At 70.8% G+C, this 16,881-nt stretch carries 20 protein-coding genes; 6 read left to right on the top strand and 14 right to left on the bottom strand.

The annotated features are described in order from the left end of the window. Position 1 precedes the first annotated feature (1 nt). The 3 genes from XM48_RS06460 to XM48_RS06450 all read left to right on the top strand — a co-directional run bounded on the left by XM48_RS06460 (position 2) and on the right by XM48_RS06450 (position 2,443). Positions 2-916 (top strand): LssY C-terminal domain-containing protein, encoded by a 915-nt coding sequence (locus tag XM48_RS06460; protein WP_084821034.1) that lies wholly within the window; start codon positions 2-4, stop codon positions 914-916. Then, positions 903-1,490 carry a hypothetical protein gene (locus tag XM48_RS16870; protein ID WP_156174949.1) on the top strand — a complete coding sequence of 196 codons (588 nt, stop codon included), beginning with the start codon at positions 903-905 and terminating at the stop codon, positions 1,488-1,490. The genes XM48_RS06460 and XM48_RS16870 overlap by 14 nt, the downstream gene beginning before the upstream one ends. 89 nt (positions 1,491-1,579) lie before the next feature. After that, complete coding sequence (locus XM48_RS06450; protein WP_046454981.1) at positions 1,580-2,443, top strand: siderophore-interacting protein; 864 nt, start codon at positions 1,580-1,582, stop codon at positions 2,441-2,443. A 12-nt stretch (positions 2,444-2,455) separates the two neighbouring features. Here XM48_RS06450 and XM48_RS17825 read toward each other — a convergent pair whose 3' ends face one another. From XM48_RS17825 to XM48_RS06400, 11 genes are all read right to left on the bottom strand, one after another. Beyond that, positions 2,456-2,599 (bottom strand): hypothetical protein, encoded by a 144-nt coding sequence (locus XM48_RS17825; protein ID WP_156174948.1) that lies wholly within the window; start codon positions 2,597-2,599, stop codon positions 2,456-2,458. 37 nt (positions 2,600-2,636) lie between these two features. Then, entirely contained in the window at positions 2,637-2,918 is a 282-nt protein-coding gene (locus tag XM48_RS06445) for a hypothetical protein (protein WP_046454980.1), read from the bottom strand. Continuing rightward, on the bottom strand, positions 2,915-3,460 hold the full coding sequence (locus XM48_RS06440; RefSeq protein WP_231580822.1) for a hypothetical protein: 546 nt from the start codon (positions 3,458-3,460) through the stop codon (positions 2,915-2,917). The genes XM48_RS06445 and XM48_RS06440 overlap by 4 nt, the downstream gene beginning before the upstream one ends. Positions 3,461-3,644: 184 nt before the next feature. After that, complete coding sequence (gene dnaB, locus XM48_RS06435; protein WP_046454979.1) at positions 3,645-5,024, bottom strand: replicative DNA helicase; 1,380 nt, start codon at positions 5,022-5,024, stop codon at positions 3,645-3,647. A gap of 521 nt (positions 5,025-5,545) precedes the next feature. Continuing rightward, positions 5,546-5,995, bottom strand: a complete 450-nt coding sequence (rplI, locus tag XM48_RS06430) for a 50S ribosomal protein L9 (RefSeq protein ID WP_046454978.1) — start codon at positions 5,993-5,995, stop codon at positions 5,546-5,548. A gap of 11 nt (positions 5,996-6,006) precedes the next feature. Further along, the gene (rpsR, locus tag XM48_RS06425) at positions 6,007-6,267 is read right to left on the bottom strand and encodes a 30S ribosomal protein S18 (protein WP_046454977.1); all 261 of its coding nucleotides are present in this window, start codon (positions 6,265-6,267) and stop codon (positions 6,007-6,009) included. Positions 6,268-6,351: 84 nt separating this feature from the next. Beyond that, positions 6,352-6,900 carry a single-stranded DNA-binding protein gene (ssb, locus tag XM48_RS06420; RefSeq protein ID WP_046454976.1) on the bottom strand — a complete coding sequence of 183 codons (549 nt, stop codon included), beginning with the start codon at positions 6,898-6,900 and terminating at the stop codon, positions 6,352-6,354. 3 nt (positions 6,901-6,903) lie between these two features. Beyond that, complete coding sequence (gene rpsF, locus XM48_RS06415; RefSeq protein ID WP_046454975.1) at positions 6,904-7,263, bottom strand: 30S ribosomal protein S6; 360 nt, start codon at positions 7,261-7,263, stop codon at positions 6,904-6,906. Positions 7,264-7,407: 144 nt separating this feature from the next. Then, a complete protein-coding gene (locus tag XM48_RS06410) occupies positions 7,408-8,283 on the bottom strand; it encodes a hypothetical protein (RefSeq protein WP_046454974.1) in 876 nt (291 codons plus the stop codon). A 75-nt stretch (positions 8,284-8,358) separates the two neighbouring features. Beyond that, positions 8,359-9,138, bottom strand: coding sequence for a PIG-L family deacetylase (locus tag XM48_RS06405; protein ID WP_046454973.1), 780 nt, complete (start codon positions 9,136-9,138; stop codon positions 8,359-8,361). After that, positions 9,135-10,562: a CCA tRNA nucleotidyltransferase gene (locus XM48_RS06400; protein WP_046454972.1), complete on the bottom strand. Its 1,428-nt coding sequence runs from the start codon at positions 10,560-10,562 to the stop codon at positions 9,135-9,137. Before XM48_RS06400 ends, XM48_RS06405 begins: the two co-directional genes overlap by 4 nt. Before the next feature lie 76 nt (positions 10,563-10,638). Here XM48_RS06400 and XM48_RS06390 point away from each other — a divergent pair, with 76 nt between their 5' ends. From XM48_RS06390 to trxA, 3 genes are read left to right on the top strand one after another with little or no spacing between them, the layout of a single operon-like run. Continuing rightward, positions 10,639-12,948 carry a DUF6049 family protein gene (locus XM48_RS06390; protein WP_052961337.1) on the top strand — a complete coding sequence of 770 codons (2,310 nt, stop codon included), beginning with the start codon at positions 10,639-10,641 and terminating at the stop codon, positions 12,946-12,948. A gap of 7 nt (positions 12,949-12,955) precedes the next feature. Continuing rightward, a complete protein-coding gene (gene trxB / locus XM48_RS06385; RefSeq protein WP_046454969.1) occupies positions 12,956-13,882 on the top strand; it encodes a thioredoxin-disulfide reductase in 927 nt (308 codons plus the stop codon). Between the two features lie 34 nt (positions 13,883-13,916). Next, positions 13,917-14,240, top strand: a complete 324-nt coding sequence (gene trxA, locus XM48_RS06380; RefSeq protein ID WP_046454968.1) for a thioredoxin — start codon at positions 13,917-13,919, stop codon at positions 14,238-14,240. A gap of 91 nt (positions 14,241-14,331) precedes the next feature. Here the strand turns inward: trxA and XM48_RS06375 are convergent, their stop codons facing one another. From XM48_RS06375 to XM48_RS06365, 3 genes are all read right to left on the bottom strand, one after another. Beyond that, complete coding sequence (locus XM48_RS06375; RefSeq protein ID WP_046454967.1) at positions 14,332-14,802, bottom strand: SRPBCC domain-containing protein; 471 nt, start codon at positions 14,800-14,802, stop codon at positions 14,332-14,334. A 68-nt stretch (positions 14,803-14,870) separates the two neighbouring features. After that, on the bottom strand, positions 14,871-15,974 hold the full coding sequence (locus tag XM48_RS06370) for a ParB/RepB/Spo0J family partition protein (protein WP_046454966.1): 1,104 nt from the start codon (positions 15,972-15,974) through the stop codon (positions 14,871-14,873). Beyond that, complete coding sequence (locus tag XM48_RS06365; RefSeq protein WP_046455001.1) at positions 15,974-16,879, bottom strand: ParA family protein; 906 nt, start codon at positions 16,877-16,879, stop codon at positions 15,974-15,976. Before XM48_RS06365 ends, XM48_RS06370 begins: the two co-directional genes overlap by 1 nt. Between the last annotated feature and the right edge of the window lie 2 nt (positions 16,880-16,881).

The following is a 16,881-nucleotide window of genomic DNA, read 5'->3' as shown; positions in this document are numbered from 1 at the left end:
GATGACGGCGGGCAGGGAGAACGGGGCGCCGCGGCGCCGAAGGTTCTCCCTGCTCGCCGTCGCCGACGAGTTCTTCTTCATCTTCGCCGGGATCGCGGCGTTCTGGCTCGCCTGGCTGCTGCTCTCCGAGAGCTTCCACCTGGGCTGGTGGGGCATCCTCGTCTTCGTGGTGTTCTGGGGCATGCTCGCCTACCTGGTGCTCCCCCGGATCCACCGCGTGCTCACGACGATCTACGTGCCCGACTACTTCATCGGCCGCACCCGCACGAGCGACGGCCTGCTGGGCGATCCCGTCAACCTCGCGCTGCAGGGCGAGGAGGCGCAGCTGCACGCCGCGATGCTCGCGGCGGGCTGGACCCGCGCCGATCCGGTGACCGCGCGCAGCTCGCTGCGCATCGTCACCTCGACGCTGAGCCGCCGGAGCTATCACGAAGCCCCGGTCAGCCCGCTGTTCCTGTTCGGGCGGATCCAGGACTTCGCGTATCAGCAGGAGGTGGAGGGCAACCCGGCCAAGCGGCACCACGTGCGGTTCTGGCGCACGCCCGACGACTGGCTGCTGCCGGGCGGCGCCCGGGTCGGGTGGCTCGCCGCGGGCACCTTCGACCGGGCCGTCGGGTTCTCGCTGTTCACCTTCCAGGTAACCCACCGCATCGATGCCGACATCGACATCGAGCGCGACTTCATCGTGGACTCGCTGCGCGGTGTGTCCCCGACGATCGAGCTCGAGATCCTGCGCGATTTCTCCACCGGCTACCACTCGCGCAACGGCGGCGGCGACAGCGTCCGCACCGACGGCCACCTGCCGGTGGTCGACCTGCGCGGGCTCGACGCGGAGGGGTTCAGCACCGACGAGTCCGACACCGGTGATCGCGAAACCACCGTCATCGAGGGAGGTGCGGCCGATGCACCGCGATGAACCGCGCAAGCGCTCGTCCGTCGAGTCCCCCGCGCCGCTGCTCGCGCACGAGACGGCCGTCTCGCCGCAGGCCAGGCGCCCCGGCACCACGGCCCTCGGTGCCGGGCTGACCTTCGCCCGCGCCCTCGTCGGAGCCTTCTGGCTCGGCGCGTACGCCCTCGTCTGGCGCGAGATGGGCGCCGAGATGGACCTCGACGTCGACGAGTCCCGCATCGCGCTCTGGCTCGTGCTGTTCTTCGGCGGCATCGGCGTGCTCGTGCTCCTCGTGCTCGCCTGGATGATCTGGCGTGGCAGCAACTTCGCCCGCGTCGTGACGATGGCGGGGCTCACCTTCAGCATCATCACGGCCGCGATCGGCTACTTCCGGGCCGGCCAGGAGATCACGATCAACACGTCGCTGCTGACGGTCGCCCTCGACATCCTGGTGCTGCTGGCGCTGTCCAGCCGCGAAGCGCGCGCCTGGGCGCGCGGCTCGCGGGTCCGGCGCCGCCTGCGCCGGGAGTCCCGCCGCAGCGCCCGGTCGGCTCGGCGCACCGGCTCGGCCGCGCGCGGATCCGTCGTGGGAAGATCCTGAGAAGCTCTCGCCCGACTTCATCAGATGATTGCTTCCGGCGCTATCCGTACGACAAGCTGGAGGCACACCGCCGAAAGGATCTGCTGCACATGCCGGAGTCCCAGGACACCACCGCTCCCGCTCGCTTCACCCGCGAGGGCACGCGCCACCGCTTCACCGCCCGCACCGGCACCGTCACAGCCGTGAGCCGCCCGGTGGAGGCGTACGTGCGAGTGACGCTGACCGGCCCGGACTTCGCCGACTTCGTCTCCACGGGCCCCGGAGACCACGCCCGCGTGTTCTTCCCCAACCCCGCCACGGGCGAGTACCTCGCTCCGACGCCCACAGGTGCCGGCGAGGACGGCATCGTGCGGCCCGACGGCCCGATGTTCGCCCGCGATTTCACGCCGCTGAATGTGCGCCGCGATCCCGAGACGGGCGAGGTCTCGGTCGACCTCGACTTCCTGCGGCACCAGGATCCCGGCCCCGCGGCCGCCTGGGCCGAGGCCGCCGAGGTCGGCGACTCGATCGTCGTGGTCGGCCCCCGCGGTTCGCACGGCCTGCCCCACGGCGTGCGCCGCGTCGTGATCGTGGCCGACGGCTCGGCGCTGCCCGCCGCAGCCCGCTGGGCGGCGGAACTGCCCGCGGACGTCGAGATCGAGGTCATCGCCGACGTGCCGCCGGCCGACCTGGAGTGGGTCGACGAGTACCTGCGCCTGCAGGGCGGCCGCGAGGTGCTGGTCAGCGAGGTGTTCGGCGGCCTCGACGACGCCGTGCGCGATACCGGGGTCGATGCCGAGACCTTCGTGTTCGGCGCGGGCGAGGCATCCCGCCTCGTGCCGCTGCGCCGCTTCCTCAAGTACGAGCTGCAGCTGCCGCGCGAGCAGTACGCGCTGAGCGGCTACTGGAAGCGCGGCACGGTCGCGTTCGACCACCACGCCCCCATCGATCCCGAGGATCCCGACGAGGAGTAGGCGCGAGCAGCGCTACCAGCTGCGCCGCACCGAGGCCTTCGGGCCGACCATCGTCCGGTCGCCGAGGCGGATCCCGGCGCAGTCCAGGAACGTGCAGCCCTGGTTGATGAACACCCGCTCGCTCATGGCCGTGAACTCGGCGCTGCGGATCTGCATCAGCCGATCGATGGGCCTGCGTTGCGACCCTCGGGGCTCAGTGCCAGACGTCGTCGGGGTGCTGCAGGTCCTTGCGCGCGGCCTCGTCCTCGGCGCTCGGCTTGCCGCCCAAGCCGACGAGCGCCACGACCATGACGGTCACGATGAACGCCGCACCCGCGAAGATGCCCGCGAGGGCGATCTCGCGCGTCGCCATGAGGACCACGAGCCCGGCGAACACCGAGAGCACCACGGCGAAGCCGATGAGCTCGAGCGGCTTCAGCCGATCGCGACGAGACGGGTCGACGGGTTGCTTCGAAGAGGATTCGGGCTGGGTCATGCTGTGGGTCCTTGCGTGAGGGCGTCCGCGGGTGCTCCGTCTGCTGCGGCCCCGCGCGAGTCGAATGCCGAGATGCCGAGGAACACGCCGCAGACGACGGCGTACCCCCCGAAGAAGCCGATCACCGCGACCGCATCGTCACGAGAGAGGAGGACGACGACCGCGAGCAGGGCCGAGAGCAGGACGGCGGGGAGGCCCGCCGCCCGGGTCTGCGTGCCGCGGAGCACGGTCGTGAGCTGGAGCAGCGCGACGAGGATCGCCCACGCGGTGACCACGAGCGACATCGCGAGCGTCTGGTCGGCGAACGGCAGCACCGCGAGCACCAGGGCCGCGGCGATCGCCGTGCCGGACTGCAGTACGGCGGTGCGCGCCAGCGCGGGATTCTGTCGCGATGCGGCGGCCTCGCAGGCCCACACCGCACCGAGCACGACGAGCGCGGCCACGACGAGCCAGCGATCGAACGCCGCCTGCTCGTGCAGGGTCGCGCTGAACGCGATCGCGAAGCCGATGACGAGCAGCACGCTCGCGCGGACGAACCGCACGGCGCGGAGGCTTCGATCGGCCGTCTCCGCTTGGAGGTCTCCCTCGTTCACCGCAGCTGCCACGCGTTCTTCCCGCCTTTCAGGTCCGATCCAGTCTACCGCCCGGTGCTGGGAGCCGAGCACGCTCGTGCGGGCTCCCGCAGGAACCGCCGATGCGTGCGCGACTCGAGCCGCGCGGCGCGCGTTACATGCCGCTCGGCATGTCCTGGAAGCGCGAGTAGTGGCCCTGGAACGCGACCGTGACGGTGCCCGTGGGACCGTTACGCTGCTTGGCCAGGATGAGGTCGGCCTCGCCCGCGCGCGGGTTGTCCTTCTCGTAGCTGGACTCGCGGTGCAGCAGGATCACCATGTCGGCGTCCTGCTCGAGCGAACCCGACTCGCGCAGGTCGCTGATGGCGGGCATCTTGTCGGCGCGCTGCTCGGACGCACGGTTCAGCTGCGACAGCGCGATGACCGGCACGTCGAGCTCCTTCGAGAGCAGCTTGAGCGCACGGGAGAACTCGCTGACCTCCTGCTGACGGCTCTCGGACTTCTTGCCGCTCGAGAGCAGCTGGAGGTAGTCGATCACGACCATGCGGAGCCCGTGCCGCTGCTTCAGACGTCGGCACTTCGCCCGGATCTCGACCAGCGTGAGGTTGGGGCTGTCGTCGATGAACAGCGGGGCGTCGTTGATGCGCGCCTGCGTCGCGGCGAGCTTCTGGAAGTCGCGACTGTCGAGCGCGCCCTTGCGGAGGGTCTGCATGGGGATCGTGGCCTCGGCCGAGAGCAGACGCATGGCGATCTCGGCGCGGCCCATCTCGAGCGAGAAGAAGACGGTGCAGGCGTTGGCGTGCACGGACGCGGAACGGGCGACGTCGAGCGCGAGCGTCGACTTACCCATGGCGGGACGCGCGGCGATGATGATCATCTGGCCGCCGGCGAAGCCGTTCGTCTTCTCGTCGAGCTCGGAGAAGCCGGTCGGCACGCCCATCATGCCGCCCTCCTGGTTCTGCGCCTTCTCGATCTCCTCGACGGCGGCGAGCACGGCGTCGGAGAGCGGGACGTAGTCGTCGGCCTGGGCCGCGCCGGTCACCGAGTAGATCTCGGACTGGGCCTGGTTGACCAGGTCGACCGCTTCGCCCTCGGCCGCGTACCCCATCTGGGCGATGCGGGTGCCGGCCTCGACGAGTCGGCGCAGCAGCGCCTTCTCGGAGACGATGTCGGCGTAGAAGCTCGCGTTGGCCGCCGTCGGCACGATGCTCGTGACGGTGTGCAGGTACTCGGCACCGCCGGCGCGCTGCAGATCGCCCGTCTTGGTGAGCTGGTCGGTGACGGTGATCGCGTCGGTGGGCTCACCGTGGGAGTAGAGCGCGAGGATCGCCTCGTAGATGACCTCGTGCTTGGGGACGTAGAAGTCCTTGCCGGTGAGCAGACCGGTGACGTCGGCGACCGCGTCCTTCGATAGCAGCATGCCGCCCAGCACGCTCTGCTCGGCGAGCAGGTCGTAGGGCGGGGTGCGCTCGGTGCCGCGACCCCCCTCGTCGTCCATGAGGGGATCGGGGATGCCGAGGTGGGCGATCGACACTCGTGTGCTCCTTCGTGCTGGCCGGGGAGGGTGTTCACCCATCAGACACCGGGCCACCGACATTCACGGTAGAGGGGTGCCGCGTGACCCACAAGGCGAGCAATCTCAACCCTGTGGATAACTCAGTGGAGAAGTCGCGGAAACCTCCCGCGTGTTATCCCCAGGCTTGTGGATAACGTGTGGATGAGTGGTGGAATCTCGCTCACCACAGGCCCAGGATCAGGAGTTTTCCGAAATCTCGCCTGTGGAATGCGGGAACCCTCATTCGAGAGTTGAATGTTGCTGCTCGCGTCCCGATTGTGGAGAGCAGATGCCCCGCCGGAGCGCCACGATCCCGTTTCGGAGGCATCGACGCGGGCGGGTCCTCCGTTCGGGCCGGTTCGGACGAGCGGGCGCCGGGTGCCGTCCCGGTGAACGATCGGCGAACGCGCCGCAGAATGCACTGGGGCGGCGGTTCCGAAGAACCGCCGCCCCAGTGCGTGCTCCCACCGTTCGCCGAGCGAGCGGTGGCGCGTCAGCGACTAGCGCTGAGCGATGATCTGCAGCGTGACGTCCGCGTCGACACCCTCGAAGAGGTGGATCGTCGCGCGGTACTCGCCGGTCGCCTTGATGGTCGGGAGCGTGATCTTGCGCTTGTCGATCTGGCCGATGCCGGCCTCGGCGACTGCGTCTGCCACGTTCGCGGGCTTGATCGAGCCGAAGAGACGGCCCTCAGCACCGGTCTTCGCGAACAGGCGGATCTTGCCCTCCTGGAGCTTCGCCTTGAGCGCCTGAGCGTCCTCGGCGGAAGCGTGCGCGCGCGCCTCGCGGGCGGCGCGGATCTGCGCGACCTGAGCCTCGCCACCGCGGCTCCAGTTCACCGCGTAGCCCTGGGGCACGAGGTAGTTGCGCGCGTAGCCGTTCTTGACCTCGACCACGTCACCCGCGGACCCGAGACCCTGAACCTCGTTCGTGAGAATCACCTTTGCCATGATTCGCCTCCTTAGCGGCCGGAGCCGGAGTAGGGGAGGAGCGCCATCTCGCGGGCGTTCTTCACGGCCTTCGCGATGAGACGCTGCTCCTGAACCGACACACCGGTGATGCGGCGGGCGCGGATCTTGCCGCGCTCAGAAATGAACTTGCGGAGGGTAGCGACATCCTTGTAGTCGATGACGCCGACCGTCTGCTTCTTCGCGGGCGCGGCGGCCTTCGCGTTCTTGCCGCGGCCCGGCTTGCGGCCTGCGCCGCTTGACTTGCCAGCCATATTGATCTCTTTTCGTGATCCGCCCCCGAGGGGGCAAAAGTGTAGTGAGAGGGTGCTCGCCCGAGGGCGAGCGTCCGAGCCCTGTTAGAAGGGCTGCTCGTCGTCGAAGCCTGAGCCGAAGTCGCCTGCCGACCCGCCCTGACCGCCGGTGCCCGAGTTCGCCCACGGGTTGTCCCCGCTGCGCTGGGCCGGCGCCGGAGCGGCCGACTGACCCCAACCGGGCTGCCCGGCGGGCTGTCCGCCACCGAAGCCGCCGCCCTGACCACGCGACTGACCACGGGTCACCTGGGTCGAGGCCCAGCGGAGCGTGGGGCCGACCTCTTCGACCTCGAGGTCGAGCGAGGTGCGCTGCTGCCCCTGGTTGTCGGTGTAGCTGCGCTGGGTGAGACGGCCCTGGACGATCACTCGCGTGCCCTTGGTGAGCGACGCGGCGATGTTGTCCGCGTACTCGCCGAAGGCGCGGCAGCCGAGGAACAGCGCCTCGCCGTCCGACCAGTCGCCCGACTGACGGTCGCGCACGCGCGGCGTCGAGGCGATCCGGAACGTCACCCAGGACTTACCGGCCTGGCTGACGCGCGGTTCGGGGTCGGCAACCAGGTTCCCGACGACGGTGATCAGCGGCTCGCCGGCCATGACTTATGCGCCCTGCTTCGCGGCGCGAGCGGCCTTGGCCTGGTCGCGCTTCGACTGAGCGGCACGCTGAGCGATGAGCTCGTCGGCGCGGAGGACCTTGGTGCGCAGCACGGCCTCGCTGAGGCCCAGCTGACGATCCAGCTCGTTCGTGGCCTCGGGCGTAGCGGTGAAGTTCACCACGACGTAGATGCCCTCGGACTGCTTCTTGATCTCGTAGGCGAGACGGCGCTTGCCCCAGATGTCGACGTTCTCGATCTCGCCGCCCGCGTTGCGGATGACCCCGAGGAACTTGTCCATGCTGGGGGCCACGGTGCGCTCGTCGATACCGGGATCGAGGATCACCATCAGTTCGTACGGATGCATTACTGACCCACCTCCTTCGGACTTCACGGCCACAGGATTTCTGTGACAGGAGGGTGTTTGTGCATTGTGTCCGTGGGCAGCGCGGATCGCGACGCGCACAGACAACCGTCACAGCCTATCAGTTCGAACGATTTCGCGCAGGCCTCACCGCTCGGTGATCGAAAGCCCCTGGAGCGCCGGATCCCCGAAGGTCCGCGCCGCCCAGCTCGGGCAGTCGACCTGCGCCATCAGCGCGCTGTTCGCGGGGGTGAACGCACGCAGCAGGATCGTGCGCTCCCGTTCGCCGTCGGCCGTCTGGTACCGGCTCGTGAGGCGCAGCATCTCGACGCTGCCGCCGCCGTCCAGGGGAACGGAGACCGTGCTGTCCGGCTCCACCTCCGGGCTCCCGGTTGCCCCGGTCCACGGCAGCCCGATCTTCAGCGCGGCCTCGAGCGTGTCGTCCGTCGCGGCGCGGTCGCTCGCCATCGACGCCTTCGGATCCCCGGCCCCCTGGTAGGTCATGAGCACGCAGCTCGTCCGCTCGTTGCGGATCCGGTTGACCCCCTGCTGGTCGATGATCTCGGCCGTCCAGCCGTTCGCGGAGTCGATCGTCATCGACCAGAAGGGACCCGCGGCGAAGTCGACCCGGGTGTCGAGCGAGTTCCCGGAGCCCGCGCCGCCGTCGGACGGAGCGGTCTCGCTCGGCGTGGGGGAGGGAGCGGATCCCGCCGTCGACGATCGCGGCTGCGCGCCGAGCACCCCGGCGACGAGGAACACCCCGAGGGCGATCACCAGCAGGAGCACGAGCGCCCCCGCGCCGATCCCGATCCAGGCGCCGACGGGCAGCCGACGGGCGGCGGAGGGCGGTGGTCCGTAGGGCGGGACGGGCGGCGCGAGCTGCGGGACCGTCGCCTGCGGCGGCGCGTACTGCGGGGGAGCGTACTGCGGCGGAGGCGCGTAGCGGGGCGCATCCGCGGGGGCAGGATCCGCCGGCGCGCCGCCCTGCGGGTCCGGTACCCCCGGGAAGTGCTGATCGGACATGGCGGCTCCGTTCGCTGCGAATCGCTTGCGCCTCACGATACCCGGCGCGGGCGCGAGCAGACGGAATACCCGGGGTCAGCCCTCGAGCGGCACGTGCGGGACCCGGCGGAAGCGTTCGACCCGCGCGATCGGCTCCCGCTGGCCGCCGACGTGCACGATGTCGTCGCCGTCGACCGTCAGCTGCGTGCCGTGAGCGCGCAGCGCGGCGACCTTGCGCTCCATCCAGTCCGAGACGTCGTGCGCCTCCACCCGATCCTCGTCGCCGGTCGCGTCGGAGGCGGTGATCGCCCAGAACGGCAGGCCCAGCGCCTGCGCGACCGCGCGGGACAGCCGGTGCGTCAGCACGTGGTCCGGGTGGCCGTAGCCCCCGTCGTCGTCGTAGCTCACGATCGCGGAGGCGCCCGCCTGGTAGGCCGCGGCGAGCAGATCGTTCAGCGCCTCGACCGCCGGCACGCTGGTCAGCGCGTCGCGGCTCGCGTCGCCCGCGGCGATCGCGCGACCGTCCGGCCCCCAGGCCATGCCCGAGTCCTCGTAGATGGTGGGGGAGAGCTCGTCGGCGCGGGCCGGGGGCACCCCGAGGAACGCGTGCCGCTGCACCCCGAGGAACGCGAGCGCCGCCGCCAGCTCCTGCTGCCGGTGCGGGGCGAGCCCGTCGGTCCCCGCGAGCGCCGCGAACGGCCCGGGCGTCACCTCGCCGCGCTCACCGCGGGTGAGCGTGACGAGCAGGGGCTCGCGCCCCGCCTCGGCGAGCCCCGCGAGGGTGCCGCCGGTCGTGATGGTCTCGTCGTCGGGGTGCGCGTGGACGAACATGACGCGCGCCGCCCCGTCGAACCAGTCGTGCGAATCCGTAATCATGCGAGCTCCTTCGCGGCCCATTCCCTCAGGCGCTCCTCGGCGGCCTCGGGCCCGATGGGACCCTCGTCGAGGCGCACCTCGAGCAAATACTTGTACGCGCGCCCGACGAGCGGCCCGGGCGGCACGCCGAGCACGGCCATGATCCGCTCGCCGTCGAGCTCGGGGCGCACGGCGGCGAGCTCCTCGGCCTCGGCCAGCCCGTCGATGCGGCGCTCGATGTCGTCGTAGGCGTGCTCCAGGCGCTCCGCCTTGCGCCGGTTGCGCGTGGTCACATCGGCGCGGGTGAGGATGTGCAGGCGCTCAAGCTCCTCGCCGGCGTCGCGCACGTAGCGGCGCACCGCCGAGTCGGTCCACTGCTGATCGCTGTAGCCGAAGAACCGCAGGTGCAGCTCCACCAGTCGGGCCACCCGCTTGACCGTGCTGTTGTCGAAGCGGAGCGCGCGCAGCCGCTTCTTGACGAGCTTCGCCCCGACGATGTCGTGGTGGTGGAAGGTCACGCCGCCGCGCTCGAAGCGGCGAGTGGCCGGCTTGCCGATGTCGTGCAGCAGCGCGGCGAGGCGCAGCACCGTGTCCGGGGCCTCGCCCGGGTGGCGCTCGCCCTCGAGCGCGATCGCCTGCTGCAGCACGGTCAGGCTGTGCTCGTAGACGTCCTTGTGGCGCCCGTGGTCGTCCTGCGTGGCGACGAGCGCGGTCAGCTCGGGCAGGAACCGCTCGGCGAGGCCCGTGTCGACCAGCAGCCGGAGGCCGGGTGCCGGGTCCGCGGCCGAGAGCAGCTTCACCAGTTCGTCGCGGATCCGTTCGGCCGAGATGATGTCGAGCCGCTCCGCGAACTCGACCATCGCCTCGCGCGTCTCGGACGCGACGTCGAATCCGAGCTGGGCGGCGAAGCGCGCGGCGCGCAGCATGCGCAGCGGGTCGTCGGTGAACGACGCCTCGGCGGAGCCCGGCGTGGAGATGCGCCCGGCGAGCAGATCCTCGACCCCGCCCGAGACGTCGACGAGGCGCATCTCGGGGAGCATGAGCGCGAGCGCGTTGATCGTGAAGTCCCGCCGCACGAGGTCGCCCTCGATCGTGTCGCCGTAACTGACCTCGGGCTTGCGGGAGTCGTCCCGGTAGACCTCCGCGCGGTAGGTCGTGATCTCGACGGTCTCGCCGTGGACCTTCGCGGCGATCGTGCCGAAGTCCCGGCCGACGTCCCAGGTCTGCGTACCGAGGTCGTCGAGGATCCGCTGCGTCTGCTCGGGACGGGCCGAGGTCGTGAAGTCGAGGTCGGTCACCGAGCGGCCGAGCAGGGCGTCGCGCACGGGCCCACCGACGATCGCGAACTCGTGCCCCGCGGCGGCGAACGCCTCGGCGAGCTCGCGGACGGGCCGCGAGTCGGCGATCGCACGCAGGTCGGCCATGGAATCGGCAAGGGGACGCATGGCTCAAGGGTACCGAGTGCGGCTGTGCGGCCCGCGCCTCAGGCCGCTCACGAGCCCGAGACTCTACACTGGGCGCATGCCCTGCCCGCCCGCCGCGCGCCGTCGAACGCGCCCCCGATCCGGCGCGCTCGCGCGGCTCGTCCGCGCGAGCGCCGCGGTGCTCGGGGTGACGATCGCGCTGGTCGGCGGCCCCGCCTCGGGCCTCCCGCTCGGCGGCCCGGCGGGCGCGTCGGCGCATGCCGACGAGACCTCCGACTCGACGAGCGATGCGACGTCGGCCGCGAAGCCGGAGCTCGTGGTCGCACCGGCGGAACCGGTCATCCGCGACGACGCCGCGTCGGTGGTGTTCCACGTGCTCGTGCGCAACGCGACGCAGCAGGATCTGCCCGCGGGCGGTCTCGAGCTCCGGATCGATCCGAAGCGGATCGCCTCGGCCGGCGCACTGGCCGACGGCCTCGCACCGCCGAAGGGCAGCGGGACCGCTCAGGCGGAGGCGATTCCCGGCTCGGTACTCGCGACCCAGCGCATCGATCCGACGAGCGCGGGCAACGAGCAGACCGTCTCGGTGACGGTGCGCCGGTCCGATCTCGCGATCCTGCTGGGTCAGGTCCCCGGCGTCTTCGCGGTGCACGCCTCGTTCACCCCCGACTCGGCCGGGACCGGCGTCTCGCCTTCGCCGTCGCCCTCCGCGTCCCCGCTGGATCCCTCGACCGCATCGGGCAGATCGCTCGCGGACCGCCTCGACGCGAGCGCTCCCGTCGTCTGGCGCGGCGTCGCCACGAAGCACCGCACCGCACTCACGGTGATCGTCCCGTTCCTGCTGCCCAGCACGGTCACGGGCATGCCCACCCGCGGCCAGCTCGGCGACGCGGCCGCCCGGCTCACGCCCCTGCTCGACGCCGCCGAGCGGCACCAGTCGACCCTGGCGATCGATCCCCGGCTCATCGCCGCGATCCGCGGCCTCGGGTCCCAGGCGCCCCAGTCCGCGCGCGAGCTGCTCGCGCGCCTCGAGGCGTCGACGCTCCCGCAGTTCCTGCTCCAGTTCGCCGACGCCGACCCGGCCGCGCAGGCCGCCCTCGGATCGGATCGCCTGCTCGAACCCAACGGGCTCGGCTACTACACCGCCACCGCACCGAGCACCGGCAGCGAGGACTCCTCCGGCCAGGATCAGAGCAGCGACGACACGGCGCCGACCGCGGACCCTGCTGCCGCCCCCACGCTCGACGAGCTCGTCGCGTGGCCGAACGGCTCCGCGCGGGCCTGGCCCGCCGACGGCCAGGCGGACGCCTCGACGCTCGCGCTGCTGCAGCACAGCGGCTCAGAGTCCGTCGTACTCGACTCGTCCAACGTCTCGCTGACGGGCGGCCCCGCCGCCCGCATCGACGGGATGCAGTCGCTCGTGGCGGATGCGCAGCTGGGCGCCTCGGTGCGCGGCGGTCTCGCGGCGACCACCGAGGCCGAACGGGGCGCCGACACCGCGGAAGCCGCCGCCCGCCTCGCCCTCCTCGCAGCACCCGACGGCACCGCGGGCAGCACCGTGCTCGCGCTCGACCGCCGCACCATGGCCGACGACGATCACCCCGAAGAGGTGTTCGAGGTGCTCGACACGCTCTCCTGGGTCTCGCCGGTCCGCGAGACCGCGCAGGTGACCGGCACCGCGACGCTGCGCTCCCAGAAGCCGGCGCAGGATCGCCTCGATCTCCTCAAGGACGCCATCGCCCGCGAGTCCGCCGTGACCGACCTCGCTCCGCTGCTCGCACGTCCCGAGAGCCTCGGCGAGTACCAGCGAGTGCGACTGCTCGCGCTGCTCTCGACCTCGGGGGCGTCGCCGGAGGCGGACTTCGCGAAGACGGCCTCCGACTACCGGGCGCGCGACGCGAAGCTGCTGAACGGCGTCACCGCGATCCGCAACGACCACACCCAGCTGGTGGGCGCCTCCACACGAGTTCCCGTGCTGCTGCGCAACGACCTGCCGTTCGACGCGGTCGTCACCGTCGCCGCGTCCCCGGCCTCCGCGGCCATCTCGGTCCCGACCCGATCCTTCCCGCGCGTCGAGATCCCCGCGAACAGCGGTCGCACCATGCTCATCCCGGTCGACAGCCGCATCTCGTCGGGGGAGTCCGGTCTCATCGTCGACATCTCGCCCGTCGGCGGCTCCGAGGTGACGTTCACCGGCACGCTGCCGCTCACCATCCGGAGCGTCGTCGAGACGGTCGCCCTGAGCGTGCTCGGCGGCCTCGCCGCGCTCCTGCTCGGCTTCGGCATCTGGCGCAGCATCCGCCGCCGCAGGCGGGCCGGAATATCCGAGGCCCCTGAAGAGTTTCACCCCCTGAACCCTGACCCGGAGTCGGAGAACCCGACGGATCAGGGCCGTCCACACCCCTAGGAGTGTCATGCACCAGATCATCATCATCGGCTCCGGCCCCGCCGGCTTCACCGCGGCCATCTACGCGGCGCGCGCCGGCCTCGAACCCGTGCTCATCGCGAGCTCGGTCGAACCCGGTGGCGAACTGATGAACACCACCGAGGTCGAGAACTTCCCGGGCTTCCCCGAGGGGATCCAGGGCCCCGAGCTGATGGAGAAGATGCAGGCGCAGGCCGAGCGCTTCGGCACCAAGGTCGTGTACGACGACGTCACCGCGGTCGAGCTCGCGGGCGACGTGAAGCGGATCAGCACGGGCGACGGCTCCGTGCACGAGGCGAAGTCGGTCATCTTCGCCACCGGCTCGGCCTACCGCAAGCTGGGCCTCGCCGACGAGGAGCGCCTCTCGGGCCACGGCGTCTCGTGGTGCGCCACCTGCGACGGCTTCTTCTTCCGCGAGAAGACGATCGCCGTCATCGGCGGCGGCGACTCGGCGATGGAGGAGGCGACGTTCCTCACGCGCTTCGCGTCGAAGGTCTACGTGGTGCACCGTCGCGAGGAGCTCAAGGCGTCGAAGATCATGCAGCAGCGCGCCTTCGACAACGAGAAGATCGAGTTCATCTGGAACAGCGAGGTCGCGGCGATCCAGGGCGAGACCGAGGTCACCGGCCTGACCCTGCGCAGCACCGTCGACGGCACCGAGCAGGAGCTGCCGATCGAGGGCCTGTTCATCGCCATCGGCAACGACCCCCGCGTGCACCTCGTGCACGGCCAGCTGGAGCTCACCGAGGACGGCACCATCGCCGTCGAGGGCCGCAGCTCGAAGACCGGGATCCCAGGCGTCTTCGCGGCGGGAGACGTGATCGATCCCAGCTACCGCCAGGCCATCACCGCCGCCGCGTCGGGCACGGTCGCCGCCCTCGACGCCGAGCACTACCTCGCCGCGCTCGAATCCTGAGCGCCCCGAACACTCACAGAAACAAGGAGTCAGCATGTCCCAGGCACTCGCAGTCACCGAGTCCACCTTCACCGACGAGGTCCTGAAGAGCGAGACCCCCGTGCTCGTCGACTTCTGGGCCGAGTGGTGCGGCCCGTGCCGCGCCGTTGCGCCGATCCTCGACCAGATCGCCGCGGAGCACGCGGGCAAGATCCGCATCGTCAAGGTGAACGTCGACGAGAACCCGGGCCTCGCGGCCCAGTACCGAATCACCTCCATCCCCGCGATGAAGGTGTTCAAGGCGGGCGAGGAGGTGCGCGAGATCATCGGCGCCATGCCGAAGCCGATGATCGAGGAGCACCTGAACGGCATCATCTGAGCCGTTCGTTCCCCGAACGCGTGAGGGCCCGGATCCGACTCGGATCCGGGCCCTCACGCGTCGGTCGCGACGCGTCGCCGCGACGGGCCGCTCAGCTCGCGCTGCGCTCAGCGGCTCCGGTCTCGGCGAGCGCGGTCAGCCGGTCGATCGAAGCCTGCAGGTTCTCCGCGGTGGTCGCGCGTGCGCGCTCCTGCCGCTTCGGATCCTCCAGATCGGTCCAGTCGTAGGTGTGGCGCACGAGCGTGCCGCCCTCGACGGGGGAGAGCTCCCAGCGCCACAGGTGACCCGGCTCGGCCTCTCCTTCGGGGGCCGGCTTCCACGCGATGCGGCGGCCCTCCTCGAACTCGACGATGCGGTTGAGGCGCACGGCGCCGGCCTTGGTCAGTGCCATGCGGAAGACATCGCCGACGGCGTGAACGCGCTGGCCGGGGGCGGCCTCGGAGAGGTTGTCGTTGCCGTCCCAGCGGGGCTGCTGGGACGGATCGGCGATCAGTTCGAACAGCACCTCGGCCGGGGCCTTGGTGGAGCCGACTGCGGAGACGATGCGCTGCTCTTCAGACATGCCGTCAGTCAATCATGCCGGGCTGAGCCCGGCATTCACCGGGCTCACAGCGGGTGCGTGGCCGGGGCCTACCCGAATCCGGGGTCGTCGATCTCGGCGAGGATCCGCTTCAGGTCCTGGATCGTCGCGAAGTCGATGATGATCTGGCCCTTCTTGGCCCCCAGCTTCACCGAGACGCGGGTGTCGAGACGGTCGCCCAGGCGATCCGCGATCTCCTCCAGCTGACCCTGGCGCCCGCCCGCACGCGGCTTCGGAGCCTTGCGCTTCGGCTCCTCCGAGGCGACGGCCTCGGCGGCGCGCACCGAGAGCCCCTCGTTCACGATCTTGTCCGCGAGATGGAGCATCGCGTCCGCGTCCCCGTCGAGCGAGAGGATCGCCCGAGCGTGCCCAGCGGTCAGCACGCCGGCCGCGACCCGGGCCTGCACGGCCTCGGGCAGCTTGAGCAGGCGGATCGTATTGGAGATCTGGGGCCGGGAGCGGCCGATGCGCTCGGCGAGCTGCTCCTGCGTGATGCCGAAGTCCGCGAGCAGCTGCTGGTAGGCCGACGCCTCTTCGAGCGGGTTGAGCTGGGCGCGGTGCAGGTTCTCGAGCAACGCGTCGCGCAGCATGTGCTCGTCGGCGGTGGTGCGCACGATCGCGGGGATGCTGTCGAGCCCCGCACGCTTCGAGGCGCGGAGCCGGCGCTCGCCCATGATGAGCTCGTACTTCGGTCCCTCGGCGGGAGCCGGCTCGATCGCGCGGACGACGATCGGCTGGAAGACGCCGAATTCGCGCACGCTGTGCGTGAGCTCATCGAGCGCCTGCTCGTCGAACTCGGTGCGCGGCTGCACGTGGTTGGGGACGATGTCCTCGACGGCGAGGCGCGTGAGCGTCGCGCCGGGCACGGCCTGCAGCTCGGGCTCCGGCTCAGCGGGGGTGCTCGCGGCCTTCGCCTGTGCGCGCGTGCGCGGCTTGGCCGCCGTCGTGCCCGAGGCCTCGGTGCCTGCGGCCGGAGCTTCGGAATCGGAGCCGGAGCCGTCCCAGGCCTCGTCGAGCTCGGTGTCGTTCGCCGGCGCCTCGGTCACGGTGCGGGCGGGGAAGAACACGTCGACGGGACGATCGCCCTCGGTCGTCGACTGGGGGATCAGGGCTCCGATCCCGCGTCCGAGACCGCTGCGCTTCTTCGTAGCCATCAGGCTCCTTCGTTGCTGGTGTTGACGGCGGGGGCCCCGCGCTCGGCCATCTCGGCCGCGGCCTCGAGGTAGGCGAGCGCTCCGATGGAGGCCGGGTCGTAGGCGAGCACGGTCTGGCCGTAGCTGGGCGCCTCCGAGATGCGCACCGAGCGCGGCACCGCGACGCGCAGGGTCTGGGTGGGGAAGTGCTCGCGCACCTCGGCCGCGACCTCGTGCGCGAGGTTGGTGCGGGCATCGAACATCGTGAGCAGGATCGTCGAGACGTTCAGGGTCGGGTTGAGGTGCTTCTGGATCAGCTGGATGTTGCCGAGCAGCTGGCTCAGACCCTCCAGCGCGTAGTACTCGCACTGGATCGGGATCAGCACCTCCTGCGCCGCGACGAACGCGTTGACCGTGAGGAGGCCGAGCGAGGGCGGGCAATCGATGAAGACGTAGTGGAACTCGCGCTCGGAGCGCTCGAGGAACGAGACGACGGCGCTGCGGAGCCGCTGCTCGCGTGCGACGAGCGAGACGAGCTCGATCTCGGCGCCGGCGAGGTTGATGGTCGACGGCACGCAGAACAGGTTCTCGTTGTCGGTGGTCGGCTGGATCGCCTCTTCGATCTCGCTGTCGCCGAGCAGCACCTCGTAGACGCTGGTGATCTCGGACTGGTGCGGGACCCCGAGCGCGGTGGACGCGTTGCCCTGGGGATCGAGGTCGATGACCAGCACGTTGGCCCCGCGGCGCGCGAGCGCCGAAGCGAGGTTGACGGTCGTGGTGGTCTTGCCCACCCCGCCCTTCTGGTTGGAGACGGTGATGATGCGCGGCTCAGTGGGCAACGGAGATTTGGTCCTCTCGAGTTTGCGTCGACGCCTGATCTTGTCCACCAGGTGGTCGCCCACCGGGGTGTTGTTCGTTGCAGTCATGG

It is taken from the genome of Leucobacter sp. Ag1, from assembly GCF_000980875.1.
GTDB classification, from domain to species: Bacteria; Actinomycetota; Actinomycetes; order Actinomycetales; family Microbacteriaceae; genus Leucobacter; species Leucobacter iarius.
The sequence above is the reverse complement of the archived record's forward strand: the minus strand, read 5'-3'. Positions and strand labels throughout refer to the sequence as shown.

What these genes read in the sequence shown, in the direction of transcription:
- XM48_RS06405 (WP_046454973.1), bottom strand. Translation starts at nt 9,138, where the DNA reads ATGATTACGGATTCGCACGACTGGTTCGACGGGGCGGCGCGCGTCATG.
- XM48_RS06400 (WP_046454972.1), bottom strand. Translation starts at nt 10,562, where the DNA reads ATGCGTCCCCTTGCCGATTCCATGGCCGACCTGCGTGCGATCGCCGAC.
- XM48_RS06445 (WP_046454980.1), bottom strand. Translation starts at nt 2,918, where the DNA reads ATGACCCAGCCCGAATCCTCTTCGAAGCAACCCGTCGACCCGTCTCGT.
- XM48_RS06390 (WP_052961337.1), top strand. Translation starts at nt 10,639, where the DNA reads ATGCCCTGCCCGCCCGCCGCGCGCCGTCGAACGCGCCCCCGATCCGGC.
- rpsR (WP_046454977.1), bottom strand. Translation starts at nt 6,267, where the DNA reads ATGGCTGGCAAGTCAAGCGGCGCAGGCCGCAAGCCGGGCCGCGGCAAG.
- XM48_RS06370 (WP_046454966.1), bottom strand. Translation starts at nt 15,974, where the DNA reads ATGGCTACGAAGAAGCGCAGCGGTCTCGGACGCGGGATCGGAGCCCTG.
- trxA (WP_046454968.1), top strand. Translation starts at nt 13,917, where the DNA reads ATGTCCCAGGCACTCGCAGTCACCGAGTCCACCTTCACCGACGAGGTC.
- trxB (WP_046454969.1), top strand. Translation starts at nt 12,956, where the DNA reads ATGCACCAGATCATCATCATCGGCTCCGGCCCCGCCGGCTTCACCGCG.
- rplI (WP_046454978.1), bottom strand. Translation starts at nt 5,995, where the DNA reads ATGGCAAAGGTGATTCTCACGAACGAGGTTCAGGGTCTCGGGTCCGCG.
- XM48_RS16870 (WP_156174949.1), top strand. Translation starts at nt 903, where the DNA reads ATGCACCGCGATGAACCGCGCAAGCGCTCGTCCGTCGAGTCCCCCGCG.
- XM48_RS06450 (WP_046454981.1), top strand. Translation starts at nt 1,580, where the DNA reads ATGCCGGAGTCCCAGGACACCACCGCTCCCGCTCGCTTCACCCGCGAG.
- ssb (WP_046454976.1), bottom strand. Translation starts at nt 6,900, where the DNA reads ATGGCCGGCGAGCCGCTGATCACCGTCGTCGGGAACCTGGTTGCCGAC.
- rpsF (WP_046454975.1), bottom strand. Translation starts at nt 7,263, where the DNA reads ATGCATCCGTACGAACTGATGGTGATCCTCGATCCCGGTATCGACGAG.
- XM48_RS17825 (WP_156174948.1), bottom strand. Translation starts at nt 2,599, where the DNA reads ATGCAGATCCGCAGCGCCGAGTTCACGGCCATGAGCGAGCGGGTGTTC.
- XM48_RS06460 (WP_084821034.1), top strand. Translation starts at nt 2, where the DNA reads ATGACGGCGGGCAGGGAGAACGGGGCGCCGCGGCGCCGAAGGTTCTCC.
- XM48_RS06375 (WP_046454967.1), bottom strand. Translation starts at nt 14,802, where the DNA reads ATGTCTGAAGAGCAGCGCATCGTCTCCGCAGTCGGCTCCACCAAGGCC.
- XM48_RS06365 (WP_046455001.1), bottom strand. Translation starts at nt 16,879, where the DNA reads ATGACTGCAACGAACAACACCCCGGTGGGCGACCACCTGGTGGACAAG.
- XM48_RS06410 (WP_046454974.1), bottom strand. Translation starts at nt 8,283, where the DNA reads ATGTCCGATCAGCACTTCCCGGGGGTACCGGACCCGCAGGGCGGCGCG.